This is a genomic window from Bradyrhizobium sp. CCBAU 25360, assembly GCF_028128695.1.
Taxonomy (GTDB): domain Bacteria; phylum Pseudomonadota; class Alphaproteobacteria; order Rhizobiales; family Xanthobacteraceae; genus Bradyrhizobium; species Bradyrhizobium ottawaense.
Genome location: NZ_LBJA01000001.1, coordinates 48,722 through 66,561 on the forward strand (window position 1 = coordinate 48,722; position 17,840 = coordinate 66,561).

Sequence of the window (17,840 nt, forward strand, 5' to 3'; positions counted from 1 at the left end):
GCCGATCAGCGCAACACGTTCAAGAGGTCCTGCACCATCGAATTCGCAGTCGTGATCACCTTGGTGTTGGCCGAATAGGCCTGCTGGGTCACGATCAGCTTGGTGAATTCGTCGGCGATGTCGGTGTTGGATCCCTCCAGCGACGAGCCGCTAATGGTGCCCGAAGCGCCGTCGATCGCGTCACCCGACTGCTCGGTCGCGGCATAGGCACCGCCGTCCATCGCCTTCAGATAATTGGTGCCGTTGAAGTGCGACAGCTGAACCTGAGCGAGGTTGAGGTTCTGGCCGTTGGAGAAGGTGCCGACCACGATGCCGTTGTTGTTGACGGCGACCGAGCGAAGCTGACCGGCGGCATAGCCATTCTGCGTGATGGTGTTGATGGTCACCGCGCCGCTGGTGCTGGCATATTGCGTCAGTCCGCCCGAGGAGATGTTGAAGGCGACCGAGCCGAGCGACTGACCGCTGACGCTGACATTGTTGATGGTGATGCCCGAGCCGCTCGGCGAGGTCAGCGAGCCGTCGCTGGCAAAGGTGAACGTCTGGCCGGTATTGACCCAGCCGACGGTCGTGCCGGTGGCGTTCGGATCGGTCTGGTAGAACAGGTTCCAGCTATCCGAATGACCCGCGCCCAGCGAGGCGCTGTCGGTCTTGGCCCAACGCAATTGCAGGTTCACCGGCGTGCCGGCGGCGTTGTAGGCTGTCACCGCGCCGCCGCTGATCGATTCCTTGGTGAAGGTCGCGATGTCGTTGCCGATCACGCCACCGGTGCCGGCGGTGCCGCCGCCGTCGCGGTTCTTGGTGATGGTCGAGGTGAAGCCGAGCGCCGAGAAGGCAGCGCTGTTGGAGCTGGACACCGAGAGGTTGGAGACGGTGCCGGTGTTCAGCGTGATGACGCCGCCGCTGCTGACCGACGATCCCGAGGCGCCGGAGAGCGCGTCGATCTTGCCGAGCAGAGTCGTGACATTGTCGGTGGTGAGGATCTGAGCGGCGCTGGGAACCGTAGGCGGCGAGACGAAAGTCAGTGTCTGGCCGTTGACGGTGATGGTATCGCCGGCGGCGAAGCCGGACGAGAGCACCTGGGCGCCACCGGCGGTCGCGCTGCCGCTCAGCACCGTTGCACCCGAGATCGCGGGCGAGGACAGCACGTTGCCGCCGCGGGTTACGCTGCTGATGCCGAGCGCGGTGGCGGCCGTACCGCTGCCGACCGCCACGTCGGTGCCGGTGCCGCTGGAGATCACGATGTTGCCGCTGGCGGAGAGCGAGGCCGTGACGCCGGCGCCGCCCGCAGTCTGGATCCCGTTCAGGATGTCCGCGACCGTCGCCGTGGTGCCCGCGCCGAGACCGATCGTGGTGTTGTTGCCGACGGTCGAGACCGTCGTGCCGCCGTTGAACGTGATGGTGTTGCCATTGATGGTCAGCGTCTGGCCGCTCAAGGCGGTGAGGATGCTGGAGGCGAGATGCGTGCCGACCGCGTTATCGAGCGATGTGGTGGTCGAGGCCACCGCCGACGAATTGTTCTGGAGTGCGACCGTGCCCGTGCCCGTCGTCGACGAGTAGGCCGAACGGACGTTGCCGGTTGCAGCCGCGCCGGACACCAATGCGTTGGCATAGGGCGCGGGAGGTGTGCCGACCGGCAGCGGGTTGGCTGCGAAATCGGACGGGTTCAGCCCGCCGGCCGCCAGCAGCGTGCCGCTCGACGCGGTCGTTTTCGCCACCGTGTTCGGCTGGGTCGGCAGGTTCGCAGCGTACTGGATCGAGGTGGTCGCCTGCGCCGGAATGAAGTTGTTCTGGAATTGCAGCACGTTTGCCACGCTGCCGGTCGGGTTACCGGTCTTCGGATCGACCGTGACGCCCATCAGGTAATAACCGGCGCCGTTGACCAGATTGCCGTTGGCATTGAGCTGGAAGTCGCCGCGCCGCGTGTAATAGGTGACGCCGGTGAAGACCGGCACGTTGTCGACGACGCCGCTCGCCTTCTGGATCGAGAAGAAGCCGTCGCCGGTGATCGCCATGTTGGTGGCGACGGTGGAGCCCGAGATCGTGCCCTGCGTGGTGATGGTGGCCTTGGCGTTGGCCGTCACGCCGCCCGCGACCTGCTTGCTCGGGACCGAGGAGTCGGGGATGAGATCGACGAAGCTGGTGCCGATGCCCTTGTAACCGGTGGTGGATGAGTTCGCGATGTTGCCGGAGATGTTCTGCAGCGCGTAGGACTGCGCCTGCAGGCCACCCACCGAGGTGTTCATTGCATCGAAGATACCCATAACTTTGTCTCCAAATCCGATCTCGGCGGCGGGTCGACATGGCCGCAGTCGAAGGAGACAGTCGCAAGGGCTATGCCAATGCGGGTATCTTCAGAAAATCAATGACTTAACAAAAAAGCCCCGGCCTGATGACCGGGGCACATTTGCCGGGACCGGCAACAATTGCCGGGACCCATCGTCGTTCCGGTGCGAGCGTCAGCATCGAATTCTGGTGCGCAATTGCGTACCTGAGAACCTCGAGATTCTCAGGTGCGCAAGCGCGCACCATAGCTCGGTCCTGCGGACCGCCCCGGAATGACAAGGTGAACTCTACGTCGCTGACGCCGCCGCGGGGTGGAAAACCAGCCCGAAACCGTCGATGCAATAGCGCAATCCGGTCGGCTTCGGACCGTCGTCGAAGACGTGGCCGAGATGGCCGCCGCAGCGCCGGCAATGCACCTCGGTGCGAACCATGCCGTAGGCCCGGTCTTCGGTCTTGCCGACATTGCCCTCGATCGGCTGGTAGAAGCTCGGCCAGCCCGTACCGCTCTCGAACTTGGTCTCGGACGCGAACAGCGGCAGGTCGCAGCCGGCGCAGGCGAAGGTCCCCTTGCGGTGCTCCTTCAAGAGCGGACTGGAGCCGGGCCGCTCGGTGCCGTGGTTGCGCAGAATCTCATATTGCTGCGGCGTGAGCTGGGCGCGCCATTCAGCCTCCGTCTTCGTGATCTCGAACTTTTCCGCGGCTTTCTCGCCAGCCTCGGCGGGCGTTGCTCTCAGCCAGCGGAAGGCCCCAAGGCCGAACAGGCCGGCGGCAGTCGTCAACAGGATGCGGCGGTCAAACATCTCATTCTCCGTGCGCGGGCAATCCACGCCCTGAGATACGGGCTTCTGTCGGCCGAAGTTACACGTCCGGGCGGAATTTCTCTCAACTTATTGGGAGACGGCGCCATCATGCGAGGCCGGTTCCACAACCTGCTCTGCCTCCCGGGCCGGGCGTTTCGGCGGCGGGGCCGGTCGCGGCCTGACGCCGGACGGTGGGCGGCGCGGACCAGTGCCGGCGGCCCGGTTGGCCTCGGCAAGCCGCGCCTCGCGCTCCCTGTCCTTGACCCTGGCACGCTCGCGGTAGCGGGCGAGCGAGCCTGCGGCGGCGGAACTCGCCCTGCCCCAGATCCCGACCAGCTGGCCCGCGACCCGCCCCGTGGCGCCGCCCGCCCAGACCAGCTCGAACGGCGAGAACAGCTTCCAGCGCTCATCCCCCCACAGGATGCTGCGCGCGATCATCTGCCCGGCCATGGCGGAGGTGTTCATGCCCTGGCGGCCGAACCCGCTCGCCACCCACAGGCCTTTGCGCAACTGGCCGATCTGCGGCATGCCGTGCACGGTCTGGCCGGTGGCGCCACCGAACATATCAGTGACCTCGACATTGCCGAGCTCCGGAAAGATCGTACGTATCCGCCGCCTGACGCTGCCTGCAAAGCGCTGCGGACGCGCGGCCCAGGTGGTCTCCGGGCTCTCCCACATCAGCCGGTCGCCGTCGACGATGCGGAAATGGTCGACACCGTCGGAATCCATCACCGCTCCCTTGAAGGCGATGATCTCGTGCACGCGCTCGCCGAGCGGCGCGGTGATGCCGGCATAGCGCCAGACCGGCAGCAGCGTCTCCGACAGGCGCCGCAAGGGCGCGCCGAGATGGATGTTGCCGGCAAGCACGATGTGGGTCGCGCGCATACGCGCCGACGGCGTGACGATGCGTTTGCGGATGCCGGAATGATCGATGCTGACGACCGGCGTGTCCTCGAAGATGCGGGCGCCTGCCCGCCGCGCCAGCGCCGCAAGGCCGTGCACATATTTGCGGCCGTCGACCTGGAACGCTTTGGGATAATACACGCCGTGGAAATAGCGATCGGTCCTGAGCACCTCGCGGACGCGATCGACCTGCCAGCCTTCGACCTCGGTGTCGAAATCCTCGTTCAGCATCTGCAACCGGCTGATCAGACGGTCGCCGGCGTCGACGTTGGAGACCTCCAGCACGCCATTGCTCGGGGCGATCCCCGGCATGTTCTCTTCCGTGGCGTTGGCGCGGACGAACTCGGCCCCCTCCTTGGACAGCGTCCACAATTCACGCGCGTCCTCGAAGCCGATGCGCTCGATCAGGTCGGTGAGCGGCAGCGCAAAGCCCGGCAGCACAGTGCCGAGCTGGTTGCCGGAGGCGTTCCAGCCGATATGACGGCCTTCGAGCACCGCGACGCTGGCCCCGAGCCGGGCCGCCTCCAGCGCGATGGAGAGCCCGGCAAGCCCGGCACCGATGACGCAGATGTCGGCGTCGAGATCGAACGACAGCCGCACACGGTCGCGAAAGCCGGCTTCTTCCTGGGACACGCTTGTGAAAGTCTCGCTCATGCCGTTTTCTTAGAGGACTGAGCGGGCGCTTGTCACCTTGTCCTCACCCGCGTCTGTACATTATCAGCGACCGTAACGATTCGAGAATGCCATGCGCCGTTTGATGCTGCTGCGTCACGCCAAGACCGAGACCGACGCGCCGAGCGGCCGTGACCAGGACCGACGGCTCGATGATCGCGGCCACAAGGATGCCGCCCGGATCGGCGACTGGATCGCCGCCCACCCGCCCTTCCCCGAGACCGTGCTGGTGTCGCACGCCGTCCGGGCCCGGCAGACCTGGGACATCGCCTGGGAGGCGATGAAGGACCGCGTCCCGACGCCGCAGGTCGAGATCCTGCCGGAGCTCTACGGCGCCGATCCCGCGCAGATCCTGGAGTCCATTCGCACCGCAACCGCCCCGGCCGACCCGAAGCAATTGCTGCTGGTCGCCCACAATCCCGGCATGCACGAGGCCGCCTTGATGCTGATGGGCGGCGGCGATCCTGATGGCGCCAGGGCGCTCGCTGACAATCTGCCCACCGCGGGGCTTGCGATCTTCGATTTTGACGTCAAGGATTGGGGTGACGTGGCCTACCGCCGCGGCAAGCTGGTGCTGTTCACCAGCCCCAAGCTGCTTCGATCGGGATGATCGCGACGACCGGCAAAAGTTGCTGACTGGAAGATTTGGAGGCGCAGATGTTCAAGTCCATCCTCGTGCCCATCGACCTCGCCGACACCGACCTCGCCAAGCCGGCGATCGCGACCGCGGCAACGCTGTCGCAGACCTGGAGCGGCCAGGTGCGCCTGCTCAACGTGCTGCCGATGACGCCGGTGATGCTGGCCGAATACGTGCCGGCCGATTTCGACGAGCAGCAGCGCCAGACCTCGGAAGAAGCCCTCGCCATCGTCGCACGCGAATCCGGCATCGAGGCTTCCCGCATCTCCAGCGTGGTGCGCCAGGGCGGCATCTACCACGAGATCCTGGAGGAAGCCGTGCACATGAAGGCCGATCTGATCGTGATGACCTCGCACCGGCCGGCAATGCGCACCTACTTCCTCGGCTCCAACGCCGGACACGTCGTGCGCTACGCCAAGTGCTCGGTGCTGGTGGTGAGGCACTAGGCTCTGACCTATTCCCGTCATTGCGAGTGTGACGATGCTGGTGTGCGTCGGAAACTCCGCTCTCGTGCCCCGGACGCAGCGCAGCGCTACTTCAGCGGTGCGCTGCAGAGCCGGGGCCCATGCATCGGCGGATTGCGTGGCCTGCTAGGTCCCGGCTCTGCGCAGCAACGCGAAGGGCGTTGCAGCGCGTCCGGGACACGCGAGCTACCAGACCTTGCGTTGCCCGACGGGCAAAACACACCGTCTATCGGTCAACGTGCGGTGGCCAAAATATTCCACTTTACCGAAATTCGGAAATCACGTATGTGTCGCGACAACCCGGCCCAAGGAAGAGGGGCGTATCGCGATCGTCACGAACGCGGGCCGGGCGGCGGTGGACGTGGGTCACATCGGCGCGAAGGGTTTTGCAGGGCGGGTAACCGTGAGCGAAGACCTCGCGCACACGACCGGTGTGATCGGCGTACGGCAAAACCGTGTGGTCCTGACGCCCGGGGTCTGTGCGTCAAGTGTTGCGGTGATGGGTGTCGTCCAACCGGACGCATCCGTCAGCCATCCGCAAGGCGACGGGGGCAATAGTGCAACGCTCCCCGGGGAGAGCACGACATAAGCCGTAAAGCCACTGCGCAGGGAAGGCCGGGATGTCCTGGCTACACCTGTATGCCGCTGTGCAGATTTCCTTACTGCAACATCGCACAGTGGACCGCGGGTGCCAGCCGGCTCCCGGCCTTCCCTGCGCCCTCTTTCAATTATGAGGGTGAAGAGATGAAGCAAAGCTCGGGCGAGCTGCGCCGCGAGGATGACGAACCATGTCTATCGTTGAACAAAGGTCTCGTGCCCCGGACGCAGCGCAGCGCCTCTTCGGCGGTGCGCTGCAGAGCCGGGGCCCATGTGGCAGCACGCGTTGTGGCCCTCTGGGTCCCGGCTCTGCGCAGCAACGCTTACGCGTTGCAGCGCGTCCGGGACACGAGAGAGTTCGCCTCACAGATACCGCGTCAGTTCGGCCTTGACCTGCCCGTAGACGGCGTCCTCGATCTGGCTGCGCGTGATCCCGATGTCGCGCAGGGCGCGGTCGTCGAGTTCGTTCAATGTCTTCACCGCCGAGCGGCGCTCGAGGCGGTTGAACAGCGCATAGGCGCCTTGGGCGAGCGTTGCAAAAAATCCGCCCGTTGAGGATGGGCGTAAACTCCGCCCGGCAGTTTGCGAGATCGTGGTCATGTTTCTTCTCCGGCCTGTTGTCCCGCGCGGCGAAGCAGGTGCCGTTGGCGCCGACGCCGTCAGCGTCTGCACCTCATTTGCCGTCGGATTGCTCTCGCTCTCCTCGGCTCAATCGTGGAACTTGATGGAACTTAAATGCTCCAGTACACTGCTCGGAGCAAGTAAAACATTGCTCTCGGTGCAATAATGTCAAAGTTCGAGTACGTGAAGCTTGCCGATGCCATTGCCTCGGATATCTCTAACGGCACGTTAAGGCCCGGCGATCGGCTGCCGCCGCAGCGCAATTTTGCCTATGACCGTGGCATCGCGGTCTCGACCGCGAGCCGGGTTTATACGGAGCTGCTTCGTCGCGGGCTCGTCGTCGGCGAGGTCGGCCGCGGCACCTTCATCTCCGGCGACATCAGGCGCGAGGTCGAAGCATTGAGCGAGCCGCGCGATGCGCGGATCGATTTCGAGGTCAATTATCCGCTATTGCCGCAGCAATGGGCGATGATCGCCAAGAGCCTTGCGGGGCTCGAGCGCGTCGACGCGCTCGAATCCGCGCTGCGCGTCTCGACCAGCACCGGCACCAAGAGCGCGCGCAACGCGGCCGCCGCCTATCTCGCGCGCAAGGACTTCGCGCCGCAGGCCGAGCAGATCGTCTTCACCGCCAACGGCAAGCAATCGCTCGCCGCCGCGCTCGCGGCGCTCGTCCCCACCGGCGGCCGCTGCGGCGTCGAAGCGCTGACCTACCCTTACGTCAAGAGCATCGCGGCGCGGCTCGGCATCACGCTGGTCCCGATTCCCATGGACGAATTCGGCGCACGTCCCGATGCGATCCAGAAAGCGCATCGCGAGGCGCATCTGTCGGCGCTGTATCTGCAGCCCATCATTCAGAACCCGCTCGGCGTCACCATGAACGCGACGCGGCGCGCCGACATCATGCGCGTCGCCGAAAAGCTCGACCTCACCATCATCGAGGACACCGTCTACGGCTTCCTCGCCGACGACACGCCGCTCGCCGCGCTCGGCCCGGACCGCTGCATCGTGATCGACAGCCTGTCCAAGAAGGTCGCGCCGGGCCTTGCGCTCGGCATCCTCGTCGCGCCGCCTCACCTGCGCGAGAGCGTGATGAGCGCGGTGCGCACCGGCGGCTGGATCGCCTCCGGCCATGCGCTGGCGGCCGGGCAGCGGCTGATGGCCGACGGCACCGTCGCCGAGCTGACGCGGCTGAAGCGAATCGACGCCGCGCGGCGGCAGCAGACCGCCGCAAGGCTGCTGGCCGGCTACCAGCACGCGGCCGATCCGCGCTCCTATCATCTCTGGCTGACGCTGCCGCCGCACTGGCGCTCGCAGACCTTCGTCGGAGCAGCAGCGAGGCGCGGCATCGCGCTGACGCCCTCCTCCACCTTCGCGATCGCCCATGGCCATGCACCGAATGCGGTGCGCCTCGCCCTCGCGCCGCCCACCTTCGAGCAGCTCGATTCCGGCCTGCGCACGCTCGTCTCGCTGCTCGGCACCAAGGAAGAGGATTTCGACTCCACGGAGTAGCGATCGGTCTAAGGCAGCAGGGCCTTCGGCACCTGATCGAAGCTGTATCTCTGCGGCTGGTTGCGCCGGACGAAGCCGCCGACCTGCCAGGCGAACAGCGCGGCAAAGCCGAGGATGAACAGCGCGCCGGCGAACTCGCCGCTCACGAGGGCGCGGATCAACAGGCCCGCCATCGCCACCGTCAGCACCGCCAGGAACGCCAGCACCGCCGCATAGGCCGTGCGGCCGAGCCCCGCCGTCAGCACCGCGCGGCTGCCCGCCTTCGCCATCCGGGCGTGCAGCGCGAGGATGAACGCGCGAAAGCCGTTGTCCTGCGGCGCCATCAGTGCCGCGGTCTGCCAGCTCGTCGACAGGATCGCGATGCGGCGGCCGCTGCTGTGAGTGACATCGGCGCGAAAGCGGTGCTGTTGCATCGACACCGGGCGGAACGACAGCCGGATCGCGCTGATCTCGTCATAAGGCCACAACGAGGTGCGGCCGCCGATGTGCCAGGACAGCCCCTGCTCCGTCAGCTCGAAGCGATGCGCCGAGCCGATCAGCGACGCCTTATAGGCATAGCTCGTGACTGACGTGACCTCGGCTTCCAAGACCTGCATCTCGATTCATCAATCCCGCCCGCGATCCGCTTGCGCGATCGCCCTCGCCCATCCTACAAGCGAGGCATGGCTGAGACGACCTTTTTTCCGCGCCGCCTGATTCTCGGCGCCGCCGTGATATCGGGCGTGCTGCTCGCGCTCGCGGTGCACATGCTGGGCGCGCGCTATGGGCTCGACCTCGGCGGTCTCTGGCGCTCCGACACGCACGAGTTCATACCCGCGGGCGCGGCGATCGCGTGGTGGCTGATCGCGACGGTCGGCTTCTCCGGCGGCTATTTCACGGCGACATTGATGCAGAGCGCCGCCGACGGCCAGATCCCGCAACGGATGCGGCAGTTCCTGATCGCGGTCGGCGTGCTGCTGCTCGCCGGTGCGGGCCAGGTGGCCTCGGCGCCGAGCCCGGTCCCGACCGTCTCGGGCGTGCTGGCCGGGCTCGCCGCGCTGTGCCTCGGCGCCGTCATGGCATTCTGCGGCGCCCATTTCGCCCTGCGCCGCGGCTAGAGCATCATCCGGAAAAGTGCGAAGCGGTTTTCCGAATAGATCATGCTCAAACAATAGGGTCCTCAAGCCGATGCAAGCAGCCGCGGGCGACCCAGCATGATCGTCACGTCGGAGGCGGGCCGCGGCTTGCTGAACAGATAGCCCTGCGCCTGGGTGCAGCCCTCGCGCCTGAGCAGCTCGAGCTGCGCGTCGTTCTCGACGCCTTCCGCGGTGGTGACGATGCCGAGGCTGCGGCCGAGACCGGTCACGGCGCGGATGATCGCCATGGAATCCTCGCGCGTCGCCAGCTCCGACACGAAGGAGCGGTCGATCTTGATCTTGTCGAACGGGAAGCTGCGCAGATAGCTCAGCGACGAATAGCCGGTGCCGAAATCGTCCAGCGAGATGCGCACGCCCATGGCGCGCAGATCATGCAGCGTGGTCAGCGTCGCCTCGCTATTCTGCAGCAGCACGGATTCGGTGATCTCGAGCTCGAGGCGGCGCGCGTCAAGTCCCGAAGCTGCGAGCGCCGCGATCACGGATGCGATCAGGTTCGGATTCTTGAACTGCACCGGCGACAAATTGACGGCGAGGTCGACATCGTCCGGCCATGTGGCGGCATCGGTGCAGGCCGAGCGCAGCACGAATTCGCCGAGCTGGACGATCAGTCCGGTCTCCTCGGCCAGCGGAATGAAGTCGATGGGCGCGATCAGGCCACGCTGCGGATGGTTCCAGCGCAGCAGCGCCTCGAAGGCGACGACGCGGCCGCTGGCGACGTCGCGGATCGGCTGATAATACGCCTCGAACTCGTCGCGCTGCACCGCCGCGCGCAGGTCCATTTCCAGGAGGCGCCGCGCCTGCGCGCGGGCATCCATGCCGGTCTCGAAGAAGCGATAGGTGCCGCGGCCATCCGCCTTGGCGCGGTAGAGCGCGAGGTCGGCGTTCTTCAACAATTCGCTCGGATCGCTGCCGTCTTGCGGCGACAGCGAGATGCCGATCGAGACGCCGATCACGATCTGATGGTCGTCGATCTCGTAGGGCGCCGAGATGACCTCGACGAGGCGGCCGGCAAGCGATCTCGCAGCGGTTTCCTCGGAGCGGCCGATCTGGACCACGGCGAACTCGTCGCCGCCCAGTCGCGCCACCGTGTCGCTCTCGCCGACCGTCGCCTTCAGCCTGCGGCCGACCTCCCTCAACAGCGCGTCGCCGATGGGATGGCCGAGCGAGTCGTTGATGTCCTTGAAGTGGTCGAGATCGAGACACAGCACCGCGAGCTGATCGCCCGACCTGGTCCGGCGCAGTCCCTGCTCGAGCTGCTCGTGGAACAGCACGCGGTTCGGCAGGCTGGTCAGCGCGTCATGGCGCGCCATGTGCGAGATCTTGGCCTGCGCCTCCAGCCATTCGGTGATGTCCTCGAAGGTCGCGACCCAGCCGCCGCCCTGCATCGGCTGGTTGACGACCCGGATGGAGCGGCCGAACCGGCTGACGATGTCGGTCGTGGTGCGCCCCTCGCGCGCGTCGGCCACGAGGCGGGCGAAGAACTCATCCGCGTCGCCCTGCCACTGGCCCTTGGCCTGCTCGTCCCTGAGCACGTCGACCAGCAGGCGGCCAGTCAGCGCAATGTCGGTGCGGCGGAGCATGGCGGCATAGCGCTCGTTGAACAGCATGACCTTGCCGTCCGCGTCGAACATGCACAGACCCTGCGACATGTTCTCGAGCGCCGTATCCAGCACCATTTGCTGGGCGCCCAATTCACTCCTGGCGCGGCGGTCGAGCAGCGCGGCCACGAGCGCGATCGCGATGATCGCAACCGCCGCACTGGCCGTGAGGAAGGACAGCGACGCCGGCGGGATCGACAGACCGCCGATCGCGAGCGTCGGATCCGGCGTCAGCAGCACCGCGCCCATTGCGGTGAAATGATGCGCGACGATAGCGACGGTCAGCAGGACCGTCGCCGTCAGCGCATGGAAGAGGTCGTCGCGCCGCGCGGCCACGAACAGTGCAAGTGCCGCAAAGACAATTCCTGACAGCACCGAGGCGGCGACCGTGCTTCCGATCCAGTCCACGCGCGCCGGTATCTCCAGCGCCGCCATGCCGGTGTAATGCATCGCCGCGACACCGGTGCCGACGATGGCGCCGCCGAGAACGATCCCGACCGCCCGCGAGGACGACACGGCGATGCTCAGCCCCACGAAGGTCACGGAGATCGCAAAGACCAACGACAGGATCGTCACCGGGATGTTGTAGGCGCCCGCGCCTCCCGGTCCGTAGGCCAGCATCGCGATGAAATGCGTCGCCCAGATGCCGCAGCCGCTGACAGCGGCGTCGAGGCCGAGCCAGGCCAGACGGCCGACGCCTTGCGTCGCGCGCGCCCGGTGGAACAGGCTGATGGCCGCCGCGCTGGCGAGCAGGCACACCGCGCCGCCAAGCGCGACGAGCCGCCAATCGTGCTCTTCGGTGAGACAGTAGAGAATTTGATGCATCGCAGGCCTCTGATGGACCCGCACTTGACCCGATCAATATGGACAGGTGGTAACCGGCTACGCGCCTGTTGCGGCAATGGTGAACGGAAGATGTGTTCATTCACTCGGATTGTTCATCCTCGCGCCGGCGCACCGAGGCCGATCGCGATGGCGGCGAGCAGCAGGACGGACGCGGACACGACCAGCGCTAGATGCAGGCCCGCCATGAACGCCCCCTCCGCGGCCACCAGTGAGCCGAACAGCGCGACGCCGAGCACGCTGCCCGTCTGCCGCGTCGCGTTCAGAACGCCCGCCGCGATGCCGGAGCGCGCTTTGTCGACGCTGCCCAGCAAGGTCGAGGTCAGCGGCGGAACCAGCAGCCCAAGTCCGCCACTGATCGCGATCATCTGCGCGCAGATCGCCCAATAGCTGGTGTCGGCTTCGATCCACAGCAGGCCGAGACAGCCGACCGCCGACACGCTGGCACCGACGACGATGGTCGGGCACGGGCCAATGCGCTCGGCGAGGCGCGGCGCCAGCAGATTGACCGGCAGCACCGCCGCCATCATCGGCACGAAGGCGAGCCCGGTCCACCACGCCGACAGCCCGTTGATCCGCTGGAAGTACAGGCTGAGCACGAAGATCAGGCCGTAGATCGCGATGTTGACGAGCAGGCCGACCAGCGAGGTCAGCGCGAACAGCCGGTGGCCGAACAGCGACAGCGGCAGCATCGGCTGCGCCGCGCGGCTCTCGCGCCAGATGAAGAGCGCGACGAGACCGGCGGCCCCGACGAAGGCTGCGACCACGACCGGATGATCCCACCCGAGCGCACCGCCTTCGATGATCGCGCCGGCCAGCGCCCCCAATGCCCCGATCGCGGCCAGCTGGCCGGGCAGGTCGATCTCGCGCGAGCGGGCCCGCGTGGTCTCGCTGGCGTATCGCCAGCTCAGCCACAGGCCGGCGAGCCCGATCGGCAGATTGACCAGGAAGATCGCGCGCCAGCCGACCAGCGTGATCAGCGCGCCGCCGACGAAGGGGCCGGCGGTGAGCGCAAGGCTCGCGCCGGCAGCCCAGACCGCGACGGCACGGCCGCGCGCGCGGTCGTCCGGATAGGCATGATTGAGCAGCGCGAGGGAATTCGGCACCAGGATCGCCGCCGCCAGCCCCTGCACCAGCCGCGCGCCGATCAGCACGGTCGCATCGGGAGACAGCGCGCAGGCGAGCGAAGCCGCGGTGAAGATGGCGAACCCCGCCATGAAGACGCGCTTGGCGCCGATGCGGTCGCCGAGCGCGCCTGCCGTCAGGATGAAGGCGGCAAACGCGATGGTGTAGGCGCTGACCACCCATTGCAGCTCGGCAACGCCGCCGCCGAGCGTCCGGCCCATCGCATCAAGCGCGGTGTTGACGATGGTGACGTCGAGCTGCACCACGCCGTAGCCGAGGCTCATCGCGGCGAGCGTGAGCGAGGTCGCAAGACGCGAACCGGCACGCGACGCGCCGGCTCCGTGGTCGAAGGTCTCATATTTGATGGTGCTTGCGCGCATGATGCCACCTCGGTTGCAGCCCCATGCGGAATATACGCTTCTAGCCTGCCGCCATGCTTCGATAACGACCGAACGATGACGTAGTGCATGCATGCAAACGCCGCGCGGATCACCGCGCGGCGCCATGCTGGTCAAGCCTAAGCTTAGCTGGCCGCGCGCAGGTTCACCTTGCTCTCTGCGAGCTTGGTGAGCTTCTGGTCGGTCGCCTTCTCCTCCTCCAGCGTCTTGGCGAGCACGGTCGCGCAGTCGTTGCGGCCGAGCTGCTTGGCCCAGGCGATCAGGCTGCCGTAGCGTACGATCTCGTAATGTTCTGCGGCCTGCGCCGCGTTGATCAGGGCGGCGTCGAGCACCGCCTTGTCGGCGACTTCGCCGGCGGTCTCGTCGGCTTCCTCGATGATGCCGTCGATCGCCGGACAGTCGACCGCCTTCACGGGGACGCCGTGCATCTTGAACACTTCTTCGAGCCGCGCGACGTGCTGCTTGGTTTCTTCGAGGTGCGTCAAAAAGCCCTGCTTCAGCTGCGGATCGGTGGCCTTACTGGCCATCTTCGGCAGCGCCTTGGTCAGCTGCTGCTCGGCGTAATAGATGTCCTGGAGCTGATGCACGAACAGGTCGTTCATGGTTTTGATGTCTTTTGTGAACAGTCCCATCGTTCCGTCCTCTTCCGGTTTTGTGGAACACGAAGGCAGCGGCTTGCACGAAAAGCCGCTTATTCCACCATGTTCGGTTGCTGATGGGGCCCCAACGAGCACGCGGTATCGACGTTCCAAAAAAGACCCGGCTGGCTTGCGCTGGAACAATGCGGACGGCGCCGGCATCTGAAATCATGTCGGCATACGAAACGCGCGGGGCCGAGCCGGTTTCACGACTCATATGCTTAACGCGCCGCCGATGTGAACCGCGTATGACAAAAGTGACCGGTCCGACGCAGAACCAATTGTTGTCAAGGGCTGCACAAGCCGGTGTTTTTGCCTTAAATGAGCTGGATCATGCCCAGCGATCGATGCCTGCTTTTGGCCGTGATCGTACCCGACTGGCCAATGTCTGGCCGGGTCGGTCTTGCCCCCCGCCGGGAGGATGAATGCACGGACTGCTGCCCGCGCTGAAACGCGGCTTCAAGAGATGGATCGGCTGGCGACGGCTCGGAGTTGCCGCGAGCATCTTCATTATCGCCTTCGCGATCACCTCGCTGGTGCGGACCCTCAAGGGCATCGATACCGGGGTCATCCTGACTGCGTTAACCGAGATTCCCCGCGGCAGCATCGGGCTGGCGGCGATCTGCGTGTTCTTCGCGTTCTGTACGCTGACCTTCTACGATTTTTTTGCACTGCGAACGATCGGCAAGAAGCACGTTCCGTACCGCATTGCGGCGCTCTCCAGCTTCACGTCCTATTCGATCGGCCACAACATCGGCGCCACGGTCTTCACCGGCGGCGCAATCCGCTTCCGGATCTATTCGGATTACGGGCTGAACGCGATCGACGTCGCCAAGATCTGCTTCCTGTCGGGCCTGACCTTCTGGCTCGGTAACATCTTCGTGCTCTCGATCGGCATGGCGATCCATCCGGATGCGGCGTCCTCGATGGACCAGCTCCCCTCCTCGATCAATCGGCTGATCGCGCTCGGCGGCCTTGCCTCGATCGGTGCCTATCTGGTCTGGCTCTGCATGGGCGAAAAGCGGCGCGAACTCGGCCAGAAGGGCTGGAAGGTCGTGTTGCCGTCGGCGCCGCTGACGCTGGTCCAGATCCTGATCGGTGTGGTCGATCTCGGCTTCTGCGCCACGGCGATGTACCTGCTGATGCCGGCCAATCCGCCGATCGACTTCATGTCGCTGGCCGTGGTGTTCATCCTGGCGACGCTGCTCGGCTTCGCCAGCCATGCCCCCGGCTCGATCGGCGTGTTCGATGCCGCCATGCTGCTGGCGCTGCCCGAATTCGGGCGCGAGCAGCTTCTGGCGACGCTGCTGGTGTTCCGCATCCTCTATTTCGTGATCCCGTTCGGCCTCGCCATCTCCATCATGGGCACGCGCGAGCTCTGGATGAACGTGGTCGAGCCCTGGCAGGAGCGGCGGCGGCTGGCGGAGGCCTGCGCGCAGGCCAATCTGCCCAAGCAGGTGACGCCGATGGAGCGCGAGCGGATACTGCGCCAGGCCAACAAGCGGTAGGCCACGATCTGGACCCGGAGGGGTTGCGGGCGGCGGAGCAATGCTCTCTTATTTCCGCCTCAACTTTGCCGTTGAAGACGCGGGCCATGACCCCTGTATTCCTTCGTACCCTCTCCGCAGGCGCCCTGTTGCTTGCCGGGATTCTGACGGCCATGCCGCCCGAGCGCGCGAGCGCTCAGGACGCCGGCGCCCTGCAGATCAATTGGGAGGTGCGTAACCGCTTCCGGCTGTTCCGCGAGGAGCGCGACTTCCTGCTCCATGTCGAGAACGCGCGCAACCGCAGCATCCTGGCGGCCGAGCAATCGCTGGAGCTCCAGAGCGAAGGCCGCGGGTGGGCCCGCAACATGGTCAATCGGCTCTGCATCGACCTCCAGGGCCGGGTCAACCAGCCCTGCACCCGCGACAACACCAAGGAAAACTACCTCACCCCGATCGATCACCCCGTCACCGTCCGTCTCGTTGGCGCGGTGCCGGTCGGCGCCACCTGCGCCTGGTCGTTCGACGACGGCGACGGGCCGCAGCAATCGACCTTCGACTGCGCCGAGCCGATCAATTTGCGCGTCCGCTACGGCAAGCAGACGGTCGCGACCGTCGACGTCTCCTCCGGCTCCGATCCGACCCAGCGCGTCCAGACCGAGATCCAGGTGCGTGACATCTTCGTCGCCGGCCTCGGGGACAGCATCGCGTCCGGCGAAGGCAATCCGGACCGGCCACTGGCGCTGTCGGACGAAGGATTTTGCTTCCGCTCCTATCTGGGCACCGCCGGTGCGCAGTACTACCGGCCGAGCCGCCACGGCTTCAAAGGCGGCCGCGCCTGCGAGGCGCCGGACACGCTCGCCAACTGGCAGCGCTACAGCGCGCTCTGGTTCAACTCGCCCTGCCACCGCTCGCTCTACAGCTACCAGACGCGCACCGCCCTCGCACTCGCGGTGCGCTACACCCACATCGCAGTGACCTACCTGCCGCTCGCCTGCACCGGCGCCAGCATCGGTGACGGCCTGCTCGGCTCGCAGCGCGCCCGCGAATGCCCACCCGGCAAGACCGGTGTCTGCAACACCAGCGTGAACGCACAGGTCGCCGAGTTGCGCGAGGCGCTCACCGCGGCGAAGAAGCGCCAGCCCGATCGCACGCTCGACCTCGTGCTGCTCTCGGTCGGCGCCAACGACGTCTATTTCTCCGGCCTCGTCGCCGACGTGATCGTCGAGACCGCGACCGAGCGCGCGCTGTTCCGCCGCTCCGGCGTGATGGCGAGCGTCGACGATTCCCGCGATGCGCTGGCGCGCGAACTGCCGCAGAATTTCGTCAAGCTGCGCGAGGCGCTCAAGCCGCTGGTCGGCGGCGACCTTTCGCATGTCGTCTATGTCTCCTACGCCAACCCCGCGCTCGCCGACGGCGGCGTACCCTGCCGCGGCGGCCGGGCCGGCTTCGACATACATCCGGCCTTCAACGCCGATCCGCAGCGCCTTGCCCGCGTCTCGACCTTCGTCGATACCGAGTTCTTGCCGCAGCTGAAGGGGCTTGCCACCTGCAGCCGCGGCGCGCTGTGCCGCGATCCCGAAGCCGACCGCATGACCTTCGTCGATGCGCATCAGGCGGCGTTCGCCGATCACGGCTTCTGCGCCCATTCGGGCAACGACCCCGAATTCGACCGCAGCTGCTTTGCGGAGAACGGCCAGAGCTTCAATCCTGATATCGTGAGCGCGGCGAGCCAGCCGATGCTGTGCGGCCGCGGCGCCTCGGAATACCGCGCCTATTTGCCCCGCGCGCGCTGGATCCGTGACGCCAATGACAGCTATTTTGCCGCGATGACCTATCCGCAGGGATTGCCGGCGGCGAGCCAGCCGACCGACATTCACGACGCGACCTGGGGCGTGCTCTCCGCCGTCTATGGCGGCGCGGTGCATCCGAGCGCGGAAGGGCATGCGGCGATGGCGGATGCGGCGCTGCCGGCCGCGAGCGCGGTGCTCGGGCTCGATGCCGTGCCGCCGGGCGTCACGCGCGGATTTCTGCCGCAGCTGTTGCCGAGCGCAAAGCAGTAGAAGCGCGATCCAGTACGCCGTGACGGCAGTGATTGAATCGAGACGCCTCGACGTACTGGATTCCCCGCC

At 66.3% G+C, this 17,840-nt stretch carries 14 protein-coding genes; 6 read left to right on the forward strand and 8 right to left on the reverse strand.

All coding sequences use genetic code 11. The features are described 5' to 3' along the window. Positions 1–5 precede the first annotated feature (5 nt). From XH81_RS00200 to XH81_RS00210, 3 genes are all read right to left on the reverse strand, one after another. A complete protein-coding gene (locus tag XH81_RS00200) occupies positions 6–2,261 on the reverse strand; it encodes a flagellar hook-basal body complex protein (protein ID WP_028144331.1) in 2,256 nt (751 codons plus the stop codon). 309 nt (positions 2,262–2,570) lie between these two features. Continuing rightward, the gene (gene msrB, locus XH81_RS00205; RefSeq protein WP_028144330.1) at positions 2,571–3,083 is read right to left on the reverse strand and encodes a peptide-methionine (R)-S-oxide reductase MsrB; all 513 of its coding nucleotides are present in this window, start codon (positions 3,081–3,083) and stop codon (positions 2,571–2,573) included. 87 nt (positions 3,084–3,170) lie between these two features. Continuing rightward, positions 3,171–4,640, reverse strand: coding sequence for an NAD(P)/FAD-dependent oxidoreductase (locus tag XH81_RS00210; protein WP_028144329.1), 1,470 nt, complete (start codon positions 4,638–4,640; stop codon positions 3,171–3,173). A 91-nt stretch (positions 4,641–4,731) separates the two neighbouring features. Between XH81_RS00210 and XH81_RS00215 the strand changes: the two genes are divergently transcribed. Beyond that, on the forward strand, positions 4,732–5,268 hold the full coding sequence (locus XH81_RS00215; protein ID WP_028144328.1) for a SixA phosphatase family protein: 537 nt from the start codon (positions 4,732–4,734) through the stop codon (positions 5,266–5,268). Between the two features lie 47 nt (positions 5,269–5,315). After that, the gene (locus XH81_RS00220) at positions 5,316–5,741 is read left to right on the forward strand and encodes a universal stress protein (protein WP_026201824.1); all 426 of its coding nucleotides are present in this window, start codon (positions 5,316–5,318) and stop codon (positions 5,739–5,741) included. 978 nt (positions 5,742–6,719) lie between these two features. Here the strand turns inward: XH81_RS00220 and XH81_RS00225 are convergent. Continuing rightward, on the reverse strand, positions 6,720–6,956 hold the full coding sequence (locus XH81_RS00225; RefSeq protein ID WP_026201826.1) for a DUF1127 domain-containing protein: 237 nt from the start codon (positions 6,954–6,956) through the stop codon (positions 6,720–6,722). Between the two features lie 186 nt (positions 6,957–7,142). On the opposite strand from XH81_RS00225, the gene XH81_RS00230 reads away from it, so the two are divergent. Continuing rightward, positions 7,143–8,486 (forward strand): aminotransferase-like domain-containing protein, encoded by a 1,344-nt coding sequence (locus XH81_RS00230; protein WP_028144327.1) that lies wholly within the window; start codon positions 7,143–7,145, stop codon positions 8,484–8,486. Positions 8,487–8,494: 8 nt separating this feature from the next. Here the strand turns inward: XH81_RS00230 and XH81_RS00235 are convergent, their stop codons facing one another. After that, the gene (locus XH81_RS00235; RefSeq protein WP_028144326.1) at positions 8,495–9,082 is read right to left on the reverse strand and encodes a hypothetical protein; all 588 of its coding nucleotides are present in this window, start codon (positions 9,080–9,082) and stop codon (positions 8,495–8,497) included. A 66-nt stretch (positions 9,083–9,148) separates the two neighbouring features. Here XH81_RS00235 and XH81_RS00240 point away from each other — a divergent pair, with 66 nt between their 5' ends. Continuing rightward, positions 9,149–9,583: a hypothetical protein gene (locus tag XH81_RS00240; protein WP_028144325.1), complete on the forward strand. Its 435-nt coding sequence runs from the start codon at positions 9,149–9,151 to the stop codon at positions 9,581–9,583. 62 nt (positions 9,584–9,645) lie between these two features. On the opposite strand, the gene XH81_RS00245 is transcribed toward XH81_RS00240, so the two are convergent. The 3 genes from XH81_RS00245 to XH81_RS00255 form a co-directional block, all read right to left on the reverse strand. Continuing rightward, positions 9,646–12,045, reverse strand: a complete 2,400-nt coding sequence (locus XH81_RS00245; RefSeq protein WP_152102688.1) for an EAL domain-containing protein — start codon at positions 12,043–12,045, stop codon at positions 9,646–9,648. 113 nt (positions 12,046–12,158) lie between these two features. Then, the gene (locus XH81_RS00250) at positions 12,159–13,568 is read right to left on the reverse strand and encodes an MFS transporter (protein ID WP_028143272.1); all 1,410 of its coding nucleotides are present in this window, start codon (positions 13,566–13,568) and stop codon (positions 12,159–12,161) included. Positions 13,569–13,711: 143 nt separating this feature from the next. Further along, on the reverse strand, positions 13,712–14,218 hold the full coding sequence (locus tag XH81_RS00255) for a YciE/YciF ferroxidase family protein (protein WP_028143273.1): 507 nt from the start codon (positions 14,216–14,218) through the stop codon (positions 13,712–13,714). A 431-nt stretch (positions 14,219–14,649) separates the two neighbouring features. Between XH81_RS00255 and XH81_RS00260 the strand changes: the two genes are divergently transcribed. Both XH81_RS00260 and XH81_RS00265 read left to right on the forward strand, forming a co-directional pair. Beyond that, complete coding sequence (locus tag XH81_RS00260) at positions 14,650–15,732, forward strand: lysylphosphatidylglycerol synthase transmembrane domain-containing protein (protein ID WP_028143274.1); 1,083 nt, start codon at positions 14,650–14,652, stop codon at positions 15,730–15,732. 86 nt (positions 15,733–15,818) lie between these two features. Beyond that, positions 15,819–17,771: a hypothetical protein gene (locus XH81_RS00265; RefSeq protein WP_028143275.1), complete on the forward strand. Its 1,953-nt coding sequence runs from the start codon at positions 15,819–15,821 to the stop codon at positions 17,769–17,771. The last annotated feature ends 69 nt before the right edge of the window (positions 17,772–17,840 follow it).

What these genes read in the sequence shown, in the direction of transcription:
- XH81_RS00200 (WP_028144331.1), bottom strand. Translation starts at nt 2,261, where the DNA reads ATGGGTATCTTCGATGCAATGAACACCTCGGTGGGTGGCCTGCAGGCG.
- msrB (WP_028144330.1), bottom strand. Translation starts at nt 3,083, where the DNA reads ATGTTTGACCGCCGCATCCTGTTGACGACTGCCGCCGGCCTGTTCGGC.
- XH81_RS00210 (WP_028144329.1), bottom strand. Translation starts at nt 4,640, where the DNA reads ATGAGCGAGACTTTCACAAGCGTGTCCCAGGAAGAAGCCGGCTTTCGC.
- XH81_RS00215 (WP_028144328.1), top strand. Translation starts at nt 4,732, where the DNA reads ATGCGCCGTTTGATGCTGCTGCGTCACGCCAAGACCGAGACCGACGCG.
- XH81_RS00220 (WP_026201824.1), top strand. Translation starts at nt 5,316, where the DNA reads ATGTTCAAGTCCATCCTCGTGCCCATCGACCTCGCCGACACCGACCTC.
- XH81_RS00225 (WP_026201826.1), bottom strand. Translation starts at nt 6,956, where the DNA reads ATGACCACGATCTCGCAAACTGCCGGGCGGAGTTTACGCCCATCCTCA.
- XH81_RS00230 (WP_028144327.1), top strand. Translation starts at nt 7,143, where the DNA reads ATGTCAAAGTTCGAGTACGTGAAGCTTGCCGATGCCATTGCCTCGGAT.
- XH81_RS00235 (WP_028144326.1), bottom strand. Translation starts at nt 9,082, where the DNA reads ATGCAGGTCTTGGAAGCCGAGGTCACGTCAGTCACGAGCTATGCCTAT.
- XH81_RS00240 (WP_028144325.1), top strand. Translation starts at nt 9,149, where the DNA reads ATGGCTGAGACGACCTTTTTTCCGCGCCGCCTGATTCTCGGCGCCGCC.
- XH81_RS00245 (WP_152102688.1), bottom strand. Translation starts at nt 12,045, where the DNA reads ATGCATCAAATTCTCTACTGTCTCACCGAAGAGCACGATTGGCGGCTC.
- XH81_RS00250 (WP_028143272.1), bottom strand. Translation starts at nt 13,568, where the DNA reads ATGCGCGCAAGCACCATCAAATATGAGACCTTCGACCACGGAGCCGGC.
- XH81_RS00255 (WP_028143273.1), bottom strand. Translation starts at nt 14,218, where the DNA reads ATGGGACTGTTCACAAAAGACATCAAAACCATGAACGACCTGTTCGTG.
- XH81_RS00260 (WP_028143274.1), top strand. Translation starts at nt 14,650, where the DNA reads ATGCACGGACTGCTGCCCGCGCTGAAACGCGGCTTCAAGAGATGGATC.
- XH81_RS00265 (WP_028143275.1), top strand. Translation starts at nt 15,819, where the DNA reads ATGACCCCTGTATTCCTTCGTACCCTCTCCGCAGGCGCCCTGTTGCTT.